We start from the raw sequence: 16,084 nt of genomic DNA, 5'->3' as shown, positions 1-16,084 counted from the left end.
GTGAAGATCCAGGGCATCGAGACGCTGCACTGCGACGCGGGCTGGCGGCACTTCTCCTTCCTCAAGGTCACGACCAACGAGGGGTTGGTCGGCTGGTCCGAGTTCAACGAGGGCTTCGGCAGCACCGGCCTCGGCGCTCTAATCGAGGCGCTGGCGCCAATCGTCATCGGCATGGACCCGATGCGGATCGAGTTGATCGGCAACACGCTGCACACCCGCACCGTGCAATCTCGCGGCGGGCTGAACCGGCAGGCCATTGCGGCGATCGAGAACGCGTTGCTGGACATCAAGGGCAAGGCACTCGGCGTGCCGGTCCATGCGTTGCTTGGCGGCGCGGTGCGGGACCGCATTGCGGTCTACTGGTCGCATTGCGGCAGCTACCGCGCGCGCTACCCAGAATCACAGACCGGCGTGCCGATGATCCGCGATTATGACGGGCTGTCGCGTCTGGCGGAGGAGGTACGCGCACGCGGCTTTCGCGCCCTCAAGACCAACACGCTGCTGCCGGATGGCAAAGGCGGCCTGCGAAGCCACCGCCCTGGTTTCGGCCACGGTGCCGGCTTCCCCGAGTTGAACTGGTCCCCGGAAGTGGTACGCGGTGCGCATGATACAGCCATGGCCATGCGCCAGGGTGGCGGGCCGGACATGGGCGTGATGCTCGATGTGAACTTCCACTTCAAGCCGGAAGGTGTCATGCGCATCGCGGAGGCGTTGGCGCCTGTCGGCCTCGCCTGGCTGGAGGTTGATACGCATGACGTGCGCTCGCTCGAGCTCATCCGCCGCGTGGCGAACTGTCCTATCGCGTCGGGCGAGACGCTGTGTGAACGGCGTGACTTCAAGCCATTCCTCGAAGCCTACAGCATGGATGTCGCCATCATCGACGTGATCTGGAACGGCTTCTGCGAATCGCTGAAGATCGCCGCCATGGCGGAGGTATACGAGATCAACGTTGCGCCGCATAACTTCTACGGCCAGCTTTCCAGCGTCATCAGCGCGCATTTCTGCGCCGCGGTGCCAAATCTGCGGATCATGGAGATCGACATCGACAGCGTCGCGTGGCGCGATGAATTCGTCACGACGCCACCGGTCATCGAGAACGGCGCCATGCTGGTGCCGACCGGGCCGGGCTGGGGCTGCGATGTCAACGAGGCTGCGGTACGGGCACGCCCACCCAGGGCCTGACCGCGAAGCAAGGAGAGAGACCCGATGGCGACCAACGAGTTGAAGCAGCTGTGGAAGTCCGGCAAGGCGGCGGTGAACGGGTGGCTCGCCATCCCCTCCGGCTTCTCCGCCGAGGTGATGGCCCGCTGCGGCTGGGACAGCGTGACGGTGGACATGCAGCATGGCGTGCAGGACTACATGTCCATGGTCTGGTGCTTCCAGGCGATGGGGCGCGAGCCGGTGACGCCGATGGTGCGCGTGCCGTGGAACGAGCCGGGCATCATCGGCAAGGCGCTCGATGGCGGTGCCTACGGCATCATCTGCCCGATGGTGAATACCAAGGCGGAGGCCGAGGCGCTGGTGTCCTACTGCCGCTATCCGCCGAAGGGCGCGCGCAGCAATGGCCCGATCCGAGCCGGCTCCTACGGCTCCGCCGGCGAATACCAGCGCACCGCGAATGACGAGATCCTGGTGATCCCGATGATCGAGACCAAGGAGGCGGTGGAGAACATCGAGGCCATCCTCGACGTGCCCGGCATCGACGCGATCTATGTCGGCCCGAGCGACCTCGCCTTCTCGCTCGGCCTGACGCCGAAGCTGGATTCGGAGGAACCGCAGGTGCTGGCGATCTACGAGATGCTGCTGGCGGCCTGCAAGAAGCGCGGCATCTATGCCGGTATCCATTGCGGCTCCGCCGCTTATGCGGCACGCGCCATCAAGATGGGCTTCCGGTTGACCACCATTGCGAATGACAGCGGGCTGATGGCCAAGGCCGCGACGGAAGCCGTGGCCGCGGTGTGGAAGGAAGTCGGCGAGTTCCGCAAGGCCTGACCGGCGCTTTGGGCGCTGCCGGCGAGTGCGCCGACAGCGCCTGATGGTCATCGTGGCTTCTGGTCCGCCGGAATTGGCGGCATGCTGATCCCTGAACGAACGAAGGAAACGGCACATGGCGCTGGCCCCGGGAAAGCTGCGCGCATTGACGCGGCTTGCGGATCGCGACGGCTTCTTCCGCATGGTGGCGGTCGACCAGCGCCCGCCGATCATGAAGAAGATCCGTGAGACGCTGGGCGAGGATGCCGTGACCTGGGAGCGCATGGGCGCGGTGAAGGCGGCGCTGCTGCGCACCTTGCAGCCACATGCCTCCGCCATGCTGCTCGACCCCGGCTTCGCCTACCCCTACGCCTTCTGCGACCTGGACCCGGCGAAGGGCCTGCTCATCACGCTGGAGCAGTTCGAATTCGAGGAGGGCGAGGGCGGCGGGCGCATCACCCGCACTTATCCCGGCTGGTCCCCCAGAACGATCAAGCGCATGGGCGCGGATGGCGTGAAGCTGATGCTGTTCTACCGGCCGGATGCGCCCGCTTCCGTCAACGACCGCCAACATGACTTCGTCCGCCGCATCGGCGATGCGTGCCGGGAGGCCGAGATCGCGTTGCTGCTGGAACCGCTAGTTTATCCTCTGGCGCAGGATGCCGCCGGCGCCGCCGCCTATACCGAAGACCCGGCGAAGCGGCCGGAACTGGTGATCGAGACGGTGCGGGAATTCGCCAAGCCGGACTATGGCATCGACATCTTCAAGCTGGAGACGCCGATCGCGGCGAGCCAGGTTCCGGCGCCAGAGGATGAGACCAGCGCCGTGGCCGACACGCAGGCCTGGTTCGAGAAGATCGACGCGTTGCTCGACCGCCCCTGGGTGATGCTGTCCGCCGGCGCGGGGATGGAACCGTTCCGGCGCATCCTGACCTATGCCTTCCGCGCCGGCGCCTCCGGCTACCTGGCTGGCCGTGCCATCTGGTGGGACAGTTTCGCCGCCTATCCCGACATGGCCAAGTTCGAGGCGGCGCTGGCCGAGGGCGGCATCGCCTACATGCATCGGATCAACGCGCTGCTGACGCAGCATGGCACGCCCTGGACACGGCGGCCGGCCTACCGCGACGGCATCGAGATCAATCCGGGCGGCTCGGAATTCGTCAGCCGCTATCCCGGATGAGCGCCTCGACCTCCGCTCGCACCGGCGCGCCAAGCCGGCCGCCGCGACGGGTGCATTTCAGCGCGGCGGCGGCATTGGCGAAGCGCGCTGCATCGGCCAGCGTCGCACCCTCGGCCAGCGCCAGCGCATAGGCGCCGTGGAAGACGTCCCCTGCCCCCAGCGTATCCACCACCCGCACGGCAAAGCCCGGGCTGGACCAGTCACCCTCCGCATCCATCCAGCGGTAGCCGTGGTCGGCCCGCGTCACGCCGACGCTGCCGCGATAGCCGCCGCGGCGGGCCACCACCTTGGCCAGCGCGCGGGTCGGGTCTTCCTCCTCCGCCAGCATGGCGAGGCCGGGTGCTGAGAACACCACATGATCGGCCAGCGGCACCAGCGCCGCGGCGGAGGGGTTCGGGCTGAGATCCGCATCGAGCACGGAGGGTATGTTCCGCGCCGCGGCCTCCCGCAGGGCGCGTTCGGCGCCAGGTGGCCAGCCGACATCCGCCAGCACGCAGCCAATGCCCTCAAAGGCCGCGTCCCAATCCACCCAATCGGGCGGCACGCCGAGGCCCTGGCCAGGGAAGGCCAGGATCAGCCGCTCGCCGCCCGGTTCCACCGCGACGGAGGATACGGCGGAACGCGCGCCGTCCAGCGTAGCGACGAAGCGGGTGGCGACACCGAGGCGGTCGAGTTCCTCGATGATCTGGCCGCCTACCGCATCGGCCCCGACCCGCGCGACCAGCCGCGATGTTCCGCCGAGGCGTGCGATGGCGCAGGCGGCCGTCGCGGCCGGACCGCCACCGGTCTCCGACAGCTCGCTGGCATAGACCTTGATGGGCGCGGTCGGCAGGCCGGGCAGCGACAGGATGCGGTCCCACACGGCCATGCCGACGCAGAGAACTCCGGCCATCTCAGCGCGCGGCCCCGAAGACCAGGTCAGGAAGGAACAGCGTGATCTGCGGGAACAAGGTGATCAAGGCTAGTGCGGCGAACAGCGGGATGTAGAACGGCAGCACCGCGCGGATCAGGTGCTGCAGCGGGATGCCGCCGACCTTGGCGACGACGAACAGGCCGATGCCCATGGGCGGCGTCAGCAGCCCGATCATCAGGTTCAGCACCATGACGAAGCCGAAATGCACCGGATCGATGCCCAGTGCCAGGATCACCGGCATCAGCACCGGCACGGTCAGCACCAGCACCGCCAGCGCCTCCATGAACATGCCGAGGAACAGCAGCAAGATGTTGATGAGCAGCAGCATGACCAGCGGGTTGTCGGTGACGCCCAGCAGCATCTCCGCCACCTGCTGCGGCACACGCTCCCGCGCCAGCACCCAGTTGAACAGCGTGGCGGCCGCGACGATGAAGCCGACCACGGCGGTGGTGTTCATGCTTTCGCGGAACACCCGCAGCAGGTCGCCCCAGCCAAGCTCGCGGTAGACCAGCGTGCCGAGGATCAGCGCGTAGAGCGCGGCGATGGCCGCGGCTTCCGTGGCCGTGAAGATGCCGCCGAAGATGCCGCCGAGGATGATGGCCGGCGTCAGCAGCGGCAGGAAGGCGCGCAGGAAGGCGCGGCCCCGCTGCGTCCAGGTGAAGCGCGGGCCGCGCGGAAAGCCGGCCTTGCCCGCGACCCACCAGATATAGGCCATCAGGCACAGCGCGATGACGATGCCGGGCAGGATGCCGCCCAGGAACAGTCGGCCCACCGAGACATTCGCCATGACGGCGTAGAGCACGAGCGGGATGGAAGGCGGGATGATGGGCCCGACGACGCAGGACGCCGCGGTGATGGCGCCGGCGAAGGCGCGGGGATAGCCCTCCTTCACCATCGCCTTGATCTCGAGCGCGCCGAGTCCGCCGGCATCGGCGACAGCGCTGCCGGACATGCCGGAGAAGACGACGGAGGCCACCACGTTCACATGACCCATGCCGCCGCGGAAATGGCCCACCAGCGATGCGGCGAAGTCGAAGATCCGGTCGGTGACGCCCGATGTGTTCATCAAATTGCCGGCCAGGATGAAGAACGGCACGGCGAGCAGCGTGAAGCTGTCCACCCCCGCCATCAGCCGCTGCGGCGCGCTGATCAGCGGCGCACCCTCGATGAACAGCCAGCCGACGGCGACCACGCCGAGCGCGAAGGCGACCGGCATGGCCATGAGCACCAGGCCGAGCCAGGCGGCGAAAAATCCCAGCATGTGCCTAGAAGTCCCGCCCTTCGGTGTGGGTCAGCGCCTCGCCACGGCGCCAGGCGCCGATATCCTGCACCGCGCCGAGGACGATGCGGATGGCACAGAGGCCCATGGCGACGGGCACGATGCCGAGGACAAGGCCCGTCGGCATCTCGATCGCCTCCGTCGGCAGGTCCCAGACCTGCGCCGCGCCGCGAAATCCCCAGACCAGCACCAGCAGGCAGAACGCCAGCATCAGCGCCTGCATGGCGAGCGATACAATGAGCGTCAGGCCACGCGGCAGCGCCTCCACCACGAAGTTGATGCCGACATGGCTGCGGTCGCGCAGCGCGGCGGCGGCGCCCAGGAACACCACGCCGACGAACAGGCTGCGCGCCGCTTCCTCGCTGTAGGGGTTCGGGTCGTTCAGCACGTAGCGGGTGAAGACCTGCCAGAGCACGGCGGCGAACATCAGCACGCCGAGGAGGATGGCGACGCCCTCCTCGGCATGGCGCAGGACGAAGCGCACCGGCGCGCTACAGCGCCTGCAGGGCGGCGAAGACGCCGCGGCCCCAGACCTCCTCGTAGCGCTCGTACAGCGGCGCCAAGGCACGGCGGAAGGCGGGTCGGTCGCTGTCGATGAACTGCGTGCCACGGCCCTCAAACTCGCCGCGCAGGCTCTGCTCGCCCTGGCGGACCAGCGCATCCGAGACCTTGGCGCCCTCACGCAGCGCCTGCGCCACCAGCGTGCGGTCGGCCTCCGGCATCGCGGTCCAGGTGGCGGAGGCGATGACGGGCAGCAGCGGCACCAGGATGTGGCCGGTGAGGTTGATGTAGCGCTGCACCTCCATGAATTTATTGGCGGCGATCGTCGGCAGCGGATTCTCCTGGCCGTCGATGACGCCGGTCTGGAGCGAGAGGTAGACTTCGCCCAGCGACATCGGCGTTGGCGCGGCACCCAGCGTGCGCATCATGTCGACGAACAGCGGCGCCTGCGGCACGCGCATCTTCAGGCCGCGCAGATCCTCCGGCTGGCGCAGCGGCTTGTCCCGGGTCGTCATGTGGCGGGTGCCATAGTACCACGGCTCCAGCGGCCGCATGGACCGGCCCTCCGCCAGCTGGCGTGAGGCGGCCTGGATCGCGGGGTGGCCGAACATCCGCAGCACCTGGTCGAAATCGCTGGCCAGGAAGGGGGATTCCAGGATGGAGATCGGCCGCACCCAGCTTCCCAGTACGGCCGGGCCGGTGATGCAGAGGTCCAGCGTGCCGTTGGAGACCTGCGTCAGCATCTCCCGCTCGCCACCCAGCTGGGAGGACGGGAAGTTGTCGATCCGCAGCCGGCCGCCCGAACTCTGCTGCAGCACCTCCGCCGCCTTCACGATGCCGCGCGTCACCTCGCCCTCCGGCGGGTGGACATGGCCGAAGCGCAGCGTGCGGGCGGCCTGCGCCCTGGCCGCGCTGGAGACGATGGCAGGTGCGGCGAGCAGCGCGGCACCGCCCAGCAGGAAAGTGCGCCGCAGCGACCCCATGGCAATTGGCATTATCCGTTTCCCTTCGTATCCGTCCGCATTTCGTCCGCGTCCGTTCGAGGGGAAGCTTGCACCAGCCTCCGCGCGCAGGCCAGTCCCGGCTTCAGAACCGGTTCCGCAGCCGCAGCTGAAACCGCGTCTCGTCGAAATTGGACGCCTTGTCGTAGCGCAGACCCGCGCCGATCGAGAGGCTGGGGTTCAGCGCGTAGTCCAGATCCGCCCGCACCCCGCCCACCGCGCCGGCCTGCGACTGGCTGCGGAAGTTGGCCAGCACCGCGTCGTTGGTGCCCGCCGTGGCCGAGGCCAGCGCCACAAGCTGCCCCTGCAATTCCGGGTCATTCGGGAAGACCGGCGCCGCATCCTCGCGCCACGCGGCGTAGCCGAGCGTGGCGCCGACGCGATAGGACAGGTCGCCGTTGCGGCCGCGGTAGTCCACCGGGATGTTCAGCGCGGTGTATTGCTGCGGCGAGAAGTAGCCGCCGTGGCCGAGCGTGAAATACCGCAGGTTCCGCTCATAGGCGAGGTAGACCAGGTCCAGCCCGGTCCGCAGCTCGCTGTCGCCGTCGCGCCAGATCGGGATGGAGACACCCGCGCCGCCCTCGATCCGGGTGTTGGAGGCGACGCCACTGCCGTCGAAGGCGGAATAGCCGCCGCCGACATAGCCGTAGCCATTGCCGAGCGGGAATTCGATCTGCGCCCGCCCGCCGGTCCGTAGCACCGGGCCCCAGCTCGCGCCGGTACGCGGGTCCGTGGCGCCGGACCAGGACAACAGGCTGTCATTCATCCCGCGCCGCTCGGCCGTGAAGCGCGCGCGAATTCCCCCCGCGGTCAGCTGCGGCGCGATCTCGGCGCCACCAATGATGTTGGAGGTCTGGAAGCCGATCGGCGTGGTGCCGACATCGGCGCGCAGCCAGTCGCCGCGCTGGTAGGCAAGCCCGACCCCGACACCGGAGGCGCCGGCATCGCCAGGCGCGGGCAAGGCCCCTGCCCCGTTCAGCACGCTGGCGCCGAAGCGCTGCCGTGCCTGGCGCGAGTTCTCCAGTGAACCCGCGTCGATGGTGGTGGGCTCGGCGAAGGCGGTGATGCGTCCGCCGACCACAGGCAGCGCCGCCACCGCCTCCAGCCGCGCCGAAAGCTCGCTGAGCTTGTCGAGGCCATCGTCACCGGAACGCATGCGGCCGGAGGCCACGGCGGCGAGGCTGGGGCCGACATCGTCGCGCAGCGCGGCAAGCTCACGCTCGATGTCCCGCGTCAGCGGATCCGCCGGCGCGCCCTGCCGCGGCACCGCCGCCGGGCCGAAGGGATTCGCGAGGCCGGAGGGTGTCGCCGCCGCCGAGCCGCGCCCTCCTACGCCCAGTTCGGCGGCGCGCTGCCGCGATGCCGCCTCCAGCGCCTGCCGCGCCCGTCCACCGTCGCCGGCATCGCGCGCCACGCGCGCTTCCAGCAGCAGCATCCGCGCATCGCCCGGCATGGCGCTGCGGCCTTCCGCCAGAAGCTGCGCCGCGCGCTGGCGGTCGCCGGCCGCGATCGCCGCCTCGATAGTGGCGCGTCGCGTCTCCACGTTGCGCGGATCCCGCGCCAGCAGCATCTCCGCAATTCTCAGCGCCTCGGCGGGCTGGCGGGCGGTGATGTAGAGCCGCGCGAGAGCCAGCTGCGCCTCCGGGTTGCTGCCGTTGGCCAGGGCCGGGCGCAGGCGTTCGAAGGCGCCCGCCTGGTCGCCGGCCTCGTTCAGCCGATCCGCGGCGCGGATGGCGGCACCGCCGCGCAGCGCGGCCAGGTCGCGCTGCGCCTCGGCGGAAACCCCGCCCGCCTCGATCTCGGCCGCGAGCGCCACCGCTTCCGCCTCCAGCCCGGCCGAGAGCAGCGCGCCGGCGATGGCCACGCGCGCCGGAACCTGGGCCCGGTTGGCGATGGCCGCGACGCGGGCCGCCTCCCCGGCGCCAGGTCGGTCGCCGGCCTCGCCGAAGGCGCGGATGACGGCGGCGGCGGTGGCCCCCGTAGGGTCAGGCCGCGCGGCGATGGTCAGCAGCCGGGTGCGCCCCTCAAGCGGAGACGCCGCCATCAGTGCCACCGCCGCCGCCACGTCCCGCTGGCTGCGGATGCGGGTGGCGAGGCGGGACATGTCCGTGCTGCGGCGGTTGGCCGGGATGCGGGCCAGGAAGGCATCGGCATCCGCCAGCCGGCCATCCTCCTCCGCCATCAGCGCCGCGGCATAGGTGGCATCCGGCGTTCCGACGCGGGCGGCGAGCTCCTCGACCAGCGCGCGGCCTTCCGCACCCCGACCCTGCCGGCGCAGCGCGCGGGCGAGGTCGAGGAGGATCCACGGATCATCCGGCGCCGCCGCCACCGCATTGCGCAGCAGCGCGGCAGCCGCGGTGGGGTCCGCCATGCGCGCCGCCTCGTTGCGGAAGGCCGTGGCGGCGGCGGGCGCCGGCGGCGTGCCGCCTGCGACGCCGCGCGGCGCGCTGTCCTGCCGCGCCGCCACCACGACCTCGCTGCCGCGGTTCTGCGCCCGCAGCGCGGCGTTCAGGCCGGCCTGTGCGGATGGCAGGCCCGGGCGCCGCGCCAGGGCGGCCCGGAAGCGCGCCTCCGCCCCCGGCGCATCGCCCCGGCGCAGCGCGATCTCGCCGAGCACGGCTTCCGCGTCGGACCGGTCCTCCACGTCGCGTAGCGCGGCGCGCCGGCCGGCGGCATCGGCCTGGTCAAGCGCCCCGCGGCGCAGCGCGGCGCGGGCGGAGGCGACTTCCTCCCCATAGGACGCCGCATCCAGTGCCCGCTGCCACTGCCGGGCATTGGCCGGGTTGGCGGCAATGGCGCGTTCCAGCAGGTCCCGCGCCTGCGGCAGGTTGCCCTCCCGCAGCCGGATGATGCCGAGGCCGCCGAGCGAATCCGCATCCCGCGGGTTGTCCCGCACCAGCGCCTCGAACCGCCGGGCACTGTCGCCGAGCGCGCCGGCCTCTAGCCGTTCGAACGCCGCCTGGCGTGCGGCCGCATCCGGGTCGGGCGCAGTCGCGGCCGTGGCTGCCGGCACGCTGCGCAGCGCGGCGAGGCGTTGCGCCATGGAGGCGTCCTCGGGGAAGCGGCGGAGGAAGGTTTCGGCCTGCGGTGCGATGGCCGGGTCATTGCCGGCGAAGCCGATCCCGGCGGCCCAGGCGCGGCGCGCCTCCACCGCCACCTCCGGCATCTCCGACAGGGCGCGCAGGCGTTCCAGGCCCTGGGCGCGGGTGGCGGGGTCGAAGGTCAGGGCCTGGGCATAGGCCAGCCGGGCACGGCCATCGGCACCGGGCCGTTCGGCGATGCGGCCAAGGTTGCGCACTCCCTCCTCCCGCGTTGCCGGGGCGCCGGCGAGGGCCTGGTAGTATTCGACGGCGAACTCCTCGGGTGGCGGACGGTTGCCGAAGACGGCGCGGTAGCGCTGCACGGCGGCGGCGGCGCGGCCATCCTGGGCCAGGCGGCGGGCCTCCTCCAGCCCCGTGCGGTCCAGCGTGCTGGCGCGCACGGCGTCCTGCACCGCCTCCAGCTGCGCCGTGGCGCCGGTGCGCTGCAACCTGGCCAGGTAGCCATTCGCCGCATCGCGGTTGCCGCGCGCCAGTTCCAGCCGCGCCGCCATGGCCAGCGCGGAGGGGTTCTGCGGCTCCGCCGCCAGGGCCCGTTCCACCGGGGCGGCCGCCAGGTCCGGACGGTCCTGGCCCAGCCAGCGTTCCGCCTGCCGGATCAGGATGTTGACCGCGCCGGAGCCAGGCGCCTCCTGCGCCAAAGCGTGACCTGCGGCCAGCGTGGCCAGCAGGGCGAGTGGGAGCCGCTTGCGCATCCTTCAGTGGTCCTTCGGGGTGCGCGCGCGCAAGCGCATGGCGGAACGGCGGCGCAGCATCCAGGCGGTCGGCAGGCCGAGCAGCAGGGCCGCCGCCAGCATCAGCGCGATGACCGCATAGGGGTCCTCGTCGATCCAGAGGTAGGGCACCAGCCACCAGGGCGGATCGCCCACGGCATAGCCGCGCCCGGTGCGGAAGGCGCTGATCCTGCTGCCATTGAGCACGGACAGGTCGCCCTGCACCTGCCCCGCCGTCGCCGGGTCGCGCAGCGTCGCCACCGCATTGGCCAGCGCCAGCGGCGTGGCGCCCAGCACCGCGACCACCGACCGTCCCGACTGTAACGGCGACTGCGTCCCGACGATCACCGCGACGCTCTCGCCGAGTTCGGTCAGCGCCGCGGCGGCGCGCTGGCGTTCCTCGCCCTCGCCCAGGAACAGCGCGCGGATTTCCGACAGGCGGTCGGAAGCCCCGAGGGTAAGCCGTTCCGCCGTCACCTGCACCGGGCTGTCGCGCAGCAGCGCCGTCGCGGCGGGCTGGCGGCCGAGGGTGCCGAGCAGGATCAGGTCGCGGTTGGCCATGGCCGAGAGCCCGTTGGGGAAGGCCACCTGCAAGCCGGTCGCCGGCAGCCCGACCTTCAGCGCCAGAGCACCCACCAGATCCAGGAAGGCGCCGGTCTCCACCGTGTTCGGCTGTTCCGGCAGGACCAGTGCGGTGGAAGACAGGTCCGCCATGCGGGTGAAGGGAAAGCCGGAGGAGGCGAAGAAGCCCAGCGAGGGCAGCCGCGCATGCCGCCAGGCGCCGGTGATGTCGATGGTCGAGGTCGGCTCGATCGCGGCGCGGATCTCGCCCGGCACCGCGACGCAGTCGCCGCGCGCCAGCGGCCGCATGTCGAAGCGCATCTGCAACTCGTCCTGGCCGGCCAGCAGGTAGGTCGGCACCAGCACGCGGCCGCGGCGGACTGCCGGGTCGTCCAGCAGCGTGCCGACCAGCCAGGGCTGCGCGAAGCCGGGCAGCCACCAGCGATCCCCGGAGCCCAGCGGCAGCGACTTCAGGAAGGCGCCGGAGACCGCGACGTCGAGCCGGGAGGCTGCGACATCCAGCGCCTGTCCGGTCGGCGCACGGAAGGCGATGTCAACGGGAATGCCGCGCCCGGCCCAGGTCAGCAGGTCGGGCGCCGTGCGCAGCGGCACGCGGATGGTGCCGGGCGAGTAGCCGAAGGCCTGCAGATCGGTGCGGTCGGTGCGGCGGCCGAACTCCTCCGCCCGGTCGGCGGCGACCCAGCGCGGTGCGTCATAGGGCTGGCGCGGCGCCAGCGTCGGTGGTGCCGAGATCACCACGGCCTCGCCGCCGAAGCTGTTGCCGCCAACGGCCATCGCCGTGGCCGCCTGCACCAGCTCGCCCTCCGACCGGCCGGCGATGACCAGCAGCGTGCCGAAGGGGTCGGTCGGGTTCGGCACCAGCGCCAGCGTCGGTCCGCTGATGCGCGGCAGCGGCAGGTTCGGGATGGCATCGGCGCTGGCGGCGAACACCAGGGCGTTGCCGGTCGGCGGCAACTGGCGGGAGACCGGGAAGCGCGCGCCTCGGTAATCCGCCTCCACCGCGAAGTAGGAGGTGGCGATGGCCGCCGCGCGCAGCGCCGCGGTGCCGGATTCGGAGGCCATGACCACCGGCAGGTTCAGCGCCTGGCGCAGGTTGCGGCGATCGAACAGCGGCTCCGGCAGCCGCGCCAGGTCGCGCTGCGGCACCAGGCGCTCGATGGTCAGCGACAGCGTCGAGAGGTCGGAGACATTGGCGGACAGCAGGCCCGACAGCGGGTCGTTGCATTCGGTGGTGTAGCGCGCGCTGAAGCGGAAATTCAGACGGTTCAGCTCGGCGAAGGCCAGCGGGTCCAGGTCGAAGCCGACAGGGCCGAAGGCACCGCGCGCGGGGTCCAGCGGCAGATTGCCGACGAACTGTTCATTCAGCGTCACCGCGATCTGCGACAGGGAGGGGATGAGCTGCGCCGAGGAGCCGCCCTGCACCACCAACCGCGCGGCGGTGACGACCTCGTCGCGGGAAAAGCCGAACAGCACGCCCTGCAGGTCGGCGGTGCCGCGGAATTGCATGGGCCCGGTGAGGCCCAGTTCGCGCAGCGTGAAGCGCAATTCCCGTACGGCGTTCGAGGCCAGAGGCGCGGCGGCCAGGGGCGCGGGCGCGACCGAGGGGGCTGTTGTTGGCGCGGGAGCCTGCACGGGCATCTGGGTGGGCACGACAGAAGCCGGCGGTGGCAGAGGTTCGGAAAGAGGCGGCGCCATGAACGTGCCCGGGTCCAGCAGGGATCGCGGCGCCTGCGCGAGCGCCACCCCTGGCAAGCCGAGCGCCACGGCCAGCAGCACCGCGGATACCAGTTCCGGCAGTTTCCGCGCCGCCGTGCCCGGCGTATCCTCTGCCTGTATGCCGGCACGACGCGGGCGCAGCATGTCCGACTTGCGTTCCAGCACCGTGGCCGCCGTGGCCGCCGCCTTGCGCACCGGCGCCTTACGGATGCGGAAGCGGTAGCGCACGAACACCGCATCCCGCGTCGCCGCCACCACGTCGCGCAGCGCCCGCAGCGGACGATCGACCGGCCAGTGGTCCCAGGCGATCCAGGCATCCGGCCGGCCGAAGAACACGCGCACCAGCGCCATCTCGTCGCGCACATCGGTCAGCACGAAACGCACCATCGCCTCGTCATCCTCCCAGCGCAGCAGCTGCGCCGGCACCTCCTGGACCTCGCCGCCGACATGGAAGGCGATGCGGATCTCGGCCTCGTCCGCCACGCCGAGCGGCCGGTCCAGCAGCAGCCGCGCACCGGAGAGCGACAGGTCGGAGGTGGTGGCCTTCATCCGGCGCCCGTCGGGCAGCACGATCTCGGAGGGGATGTCCGCCTGGATGCGGGCGCGGGCGCGCATTTGCTCACGCTCCACGCCCACCGCGACGGCGGCGGAAACCGGCACCAGGCACAGAACCGCCCACAGCGTGTTCAGGGCGTAGGCCTGGAATTCCAGCGATCCGGTGGCGGTGGTGGCCAGGCCGTAGATGCCGATGGACACGCCGATAAGCAGCATGCCGAGGATCACCAGCGTCGGCAGCACGGCGCGCACGTCCAGGTAGCCTTCCTCCACCATGCCGCCCTTGTCGGTGACGTTGAACTTGCCCTTGAGGGGGTCCCACAAAGTGGCCAGCGTGACGCGCACCAGCGGCCCGGCCAGTGTCGCCTCATAGATCTCGGACCAGAAGGAATGCCGGTTGCGGCCGTTCAGCCGGGCCGCCGTGCCGAAGGCGTGGATCATGTGGCTGCCGGCGTAGGCGATGATCGCCAGCGGTGAGGCGGCGATGATGTTCTGGCCAAGGAACAGGAACGCCAGCGGCGAGGTCAGGAAGACGATGCGCGGCAGCGCGAACAGGAAGGAAAATCCCGCGGTGGTGTAGCACAGCCGCTGCGCGATGGTCAGCTCACGCGCCATCGGCGTGTTCTCCTGCCGCAGGATCTGGATCATCCCGCGCGCCCAGCGCATGCGCTGGCCCATGTGGATGGACAGGCGCTCGGTGGCGAGGCCGGCGGCCAGCGGCAGGCGGATATAGGCGGTGTGCCAGCCCTTCTTCTGCATCAGGAAGGAACAGTGGCAATCCTCCGTCACCGTCTGGTGCGGCACGCCGCCCACTTCCTCCAGCGCCGTGCGGCGGATCAGCGCGCAGGAGCCGCAGAAGAAGGCGGCGTTCCACAAATCGTTGCCCGGCTGGATAGCGCCGTAGAACAGCAGGCCTTCGTTCGGCACCGGGCGGCGGCGCGCCAGGTTCCGCTCGAACGGGTCCGCCGAGTAGAAGAAGTGCGGCGTCTGCACCATGGCGATGCGCGCATCGCGCACCAGCCAGCCGGCGGTCAGTTGCAGGAAGGCCCGCGTCGGCGCGTGGTCGCAGTCGAAGATGGCGATGTATTCGCCATCCGTGTGCTTCAGTGCGTGGTTGATGTTGCCGGCCTTGGCGCCCTTGTTGTCGGGGCGGATGATGTAGCCGCAGCCGACCTGCTCGGCGAAGTCGCGGAAGGCGGGACGGCGGCCGTCATCCAGGATGTAGACGTTCATCCGGTCCCGCGGCCAGTCGATGTTCATCGCCGCCAGCACCGTCGGGCGGACGATGTCGAGATCCTCGTTGTACGAAGGCACGTAGATGTCGACGGTGGGCCACAGCGACGGATCCGGCGGCAGCGGCACCGGCTTGCGGTCCAGCGGCCAGGTCAGCTGGACATAGGACAGGAACAGCAGCGTCGCGGCATAGGTCTCCGCCAGCAGCAGGCCGATGGACAGGGTGCCGCCGAGGAACGTCTCGAATTCCAGCGTCTGCGTCACCCGCCAGAACAGGTAGCGGGAGGTGATGGCGACCGAGAGCATCACCAGCACCACGGTGACGCGGCGGGACCGGAAGCGGTTCAGGACGATGAAGGCGGCGGCCCCCGCCAGCGTCAGCACGCCCTGCGCCTCCCCGGGCAGCGGCACGGTCACGACGATGACCAGCGCCAGCAGGCCGAGGCCGACCAGCAGCCCGCGCAGCAGCCGGCCTGGCAGCGGCAGGCGGCCTTCCGTCGCGGCGCGGATCAACGCCGGTGACCCCAGGATGCGAGGGCCGAGAAGGTGGGGCGTGGCTTGTCGCGGTCCTGCGGCACGGCCAGCGCCAGCAGGCCCTCGATGCGTTCCGCCAGCAGCGCCAGATCGTCCGACCCTGGCCCGGTGCCCTCGACCGGCAGGCGGCGATCCGCCAGCGCCTCCGCCACCGCAGGGTCGCGCGCCACGGCGCTCACCGGGCGGTCGCCCATGGTCTGCTGCGCGAACTCCAGCACGGCATCAGACAGGGGCGAGCCCAGCTCAACCTGGTTCAGCACCAGCATCGCCTTCTGCGCCGAGCGTGCCGCCAGGGTGCCACGACCGAGGAAGCGGCCGCTGGCAATGGAAGGGATGAAGGAGGCCGAGCCGGAATCCGCCAGCAGCACCACGCAGATCACGTCCGCCAGTGGCAGCACCGCGGACAGCGCCGGGGTCGGCCCTGGCGGCGCATCCACCACCACCACGCGCTGCGGCACCGACAGCATGTCCCGCACCTGGCTCGCCAGCACCTCCGGCTGTTCCAGCACCAGGCGCGTCAGGTCGAGCGCCGCCTTGGGCTCGGCATGGCCATGCGGCAGCAGCGAAATCGCGGCCCGGGTCGGGCGCACGCAGTCGCGCCAGGACAGGCCCTCCGCCATCCGCGCCAGGAAGCCGCCCTCCTCGTGGATCGGCACGCCGAGATGCAGCCGCAGCGCGTTCTGCGGGTCGAGGTCGAGACCGACGACCTCATGCCCCTGTGCGGCCAGCACGGCTGCGACGTTGGCGGCGAGGGTGGTCTTCCCGACGCCGCCCTTGGGCGAGACGAAAGCAACGAGCGGCATGATGG

At 70.9% G+C, this 16,084-nt stretch carries 10 protein-coding genes; 3 read left to right on the top strand and 7 right to left on the bottom strand.

Going from position 1 to position 16,084, the window contains the following annotated elements:
* From ACLF3G_RS21555 to ACLF3G_RS21545, 3 genes are all read left to right on the top strand, one after another.
* Positions 1-1,182, top strand: a complete 1,182-nt coding sequence (locus ACLF3G_RS21555; protein WP_430671470.1) for a mandelate racemase/muconate lactonizing enzyme family protein — start codon at positions 1-3, stop codon at positions 1,180-1,182.
* Between the two features lie 24 nt (positions 1,183-1,206).
* Positions 1,207-1,992 carry an HpcH/HpaI aldolase family protein gene (locus ACLF3G_RS21550; protein ID WP_430671469.1) on the top strand — a complete coding sequence of 262 codons (786 nt, stop codon included), beginning with the start codon at positions 1,207-1,209 and terminating at the stop codon, positions 1,990-1,992.
* Between the two features lie 115 nt (positions 1,993-2,107).
* Positions 2,108-3,151 (top strand): tagatose 1,6-diphosphate aldolase, encoded by a 1,044-nt coding sequence (locus tag ACLF3G_RS21545; RefSeq protein WP_430671468.1) that lies wholly within the window; start codon positions 2,108-2,110, stop codon positions 3,149-3,151.
* Here the strand turns inward: ACLF3G_RS21545 and ACLF3G_RS21540 are convergent.
* The 7 genes from ACLF3G_RS21540 to ACLF3G_RS21510 all read right to left on the bottom strand — a co-directional run bounded on the left by ACLF3G_RS21540 (position 3,132) and on the right by ACLF3G_RS21510 (position 16,079).
* Positions 3,132-4,043 carry a PfkB family carbohydrate kinase gene (locus tag ACLF3G_RS21540; RefSeq protein ID WP_430671467.1) on the bottom strand — a complete coding sequence of 304 codons (912 nt, stop codon included), beginning with the start codon at positions 4,041-4,043 and terminating at the stop codon, positions 3,132-3,134. The two genes, ACLF3G_RS21545 and ACLF3G_RS21540, sit on opposite strands and share 20 nt — an antisense overlap.
* Position 4,044: 1 nt before the next feature.
* Positions 4,045-5,325 carry a TRAP transporter large permease gene (locus tag ACLF3G_RS21535; protein WP_430671466.1) on the bottom strand — a complete coding sequence of 427 codons (1,281 nt, stop codon included), beginning with the start codon at positions 5,323-5,325 and terminating at the stop codon, positions 4,045-4,047.
* A gap of 4 nt (positions 5,326-5,329) precedes the next feature.
* Positions 5,330-5,731, bottom strand: a complete 402-nt coding sequence (locus ACLF3G_RS21530) for a TRAP transporter small permease (RefSeq protein WP_430671548.1) — start codon at positions 5,729-5,731, stop codon at positions 5,330-5,332.
* Positions 5,732-5,834: 103 nt separating this feature from the next.
* Entirely contained in the window at positions 5,835-6,839 is a 1,005-nt protein-coding gene (locus tag ACLF3G_RS21525; RefSeq protein ID WP_430671465.1) for a DctP family TRAP transporter solute-binding subunit, read from the bottom strand.
* A gap of 91 nt (positions 6,840-6,930) precedes the next feature.
* Entirely contained in the window at positions 6,931-10,638 is a 3,708-nt protein-coding gene (locus tag ACLF3G_RS21520; RefSeq protein WP_430671464.1) for a cellulose synthase subunit BcsC-related outer membrane protein, read from the bottom strand.
* A 3-nt stretch (positions 10,639-10,641) separates the two neighbouring features.
* On the bottom strand, positions 10,642-15,255 hold the full coding sequence (gene bcsA, locus ACLF3G_RS21515; RefSeq protein ID WP_430671463.1) for a UDP-forming cellulose synthase catalytic subunit: 4,614 nt from the start codon (positions 15,253-15,255) through the stop codon (positions 10,642-10,644).
* Positions 15,252-16,079: a cellulose synthase operon protein YhjQ/BcsQ gene (locus ACLF3G_RS21510; RefSeq protein WP_430671462.1), complete on the bottom strand. Its 828-nt coding sequence runs from the start codon at positions 16,077-16,079 to the stop codon at positions 15,252-15,254. The genes bcsA and ACLF3G_RS21510 overlap by 4 nt, the downstream gene beginning before the upstream one ends.
* Between the last annotated feature and the right edge of the window lie 5 nt (positions 16,080-16,084).

The organism is Falsiroseomonas sp. HC035, assembly GCF_050563525.1.
GTDB lineage: Bacteria > Pseudomonadota > Alphaproteobacteria > Acetobacterales > Acetobacteraceae > Falsiroseomonas.
Note: the sequence above shows the minus strand (reverse complement) of the source record. Positions and strands in the feature narration are given on the sequence as shown.

Coding starts and splice junctions, on each gene's coding strand:
- ACLF3G_RS21550 (WP_430671469.1), top strand. CDS start 1,207: ATGGCGACCAACGAGTTGAAGCAGCTGTGGAAGTCCGGCAAGGCGGCG.
- ACLF3G_RS21545 (WP_430671468.1), top strand. CDS start 2,108: ATGGCGCTGGCCCCGGGAAAGCTGCGCGCATTGACGCGGCTTGCGGAT.
- ACLF3G_RS21540 (WP_430671467.1), bottom strand. CDS start 4,043: ATGGCCGGAGTTCTCTGCGTCGGCATGGCCGTGTGGGACCGCATCCTG.
- ACLF3G_RS21535 (WP_430671466.1), bottom strand. CDS start 5,325: ATGCTGGGATTTTTCGCCGCCTGGCTCGGCCTGGTGCTCATGGCCATG.
- ACLF3G_RS21525 (WP_430671465.1), bottom strand. CDS start 6,839: ATGCCAATTGCCATGGGGTCGCTGCGGCGCACTTTCCTGCTGGGCGGT.
- ACLF3G_RS21520 (WP_430671464.1), bottom strand. CDS start 10,638: ATGCGCAAGCGGCTCCCACTCGCCCTGCTGGCCACGCTGGCCGCAGGT.
- ACLF3G_RS21510 (WP_430671462.1), bottom strand. CDS start 16,079: ATGCCGCTCGTTGCTTTCGTCTCGCCCAAGGGCGGCGTCGGGAAGACC.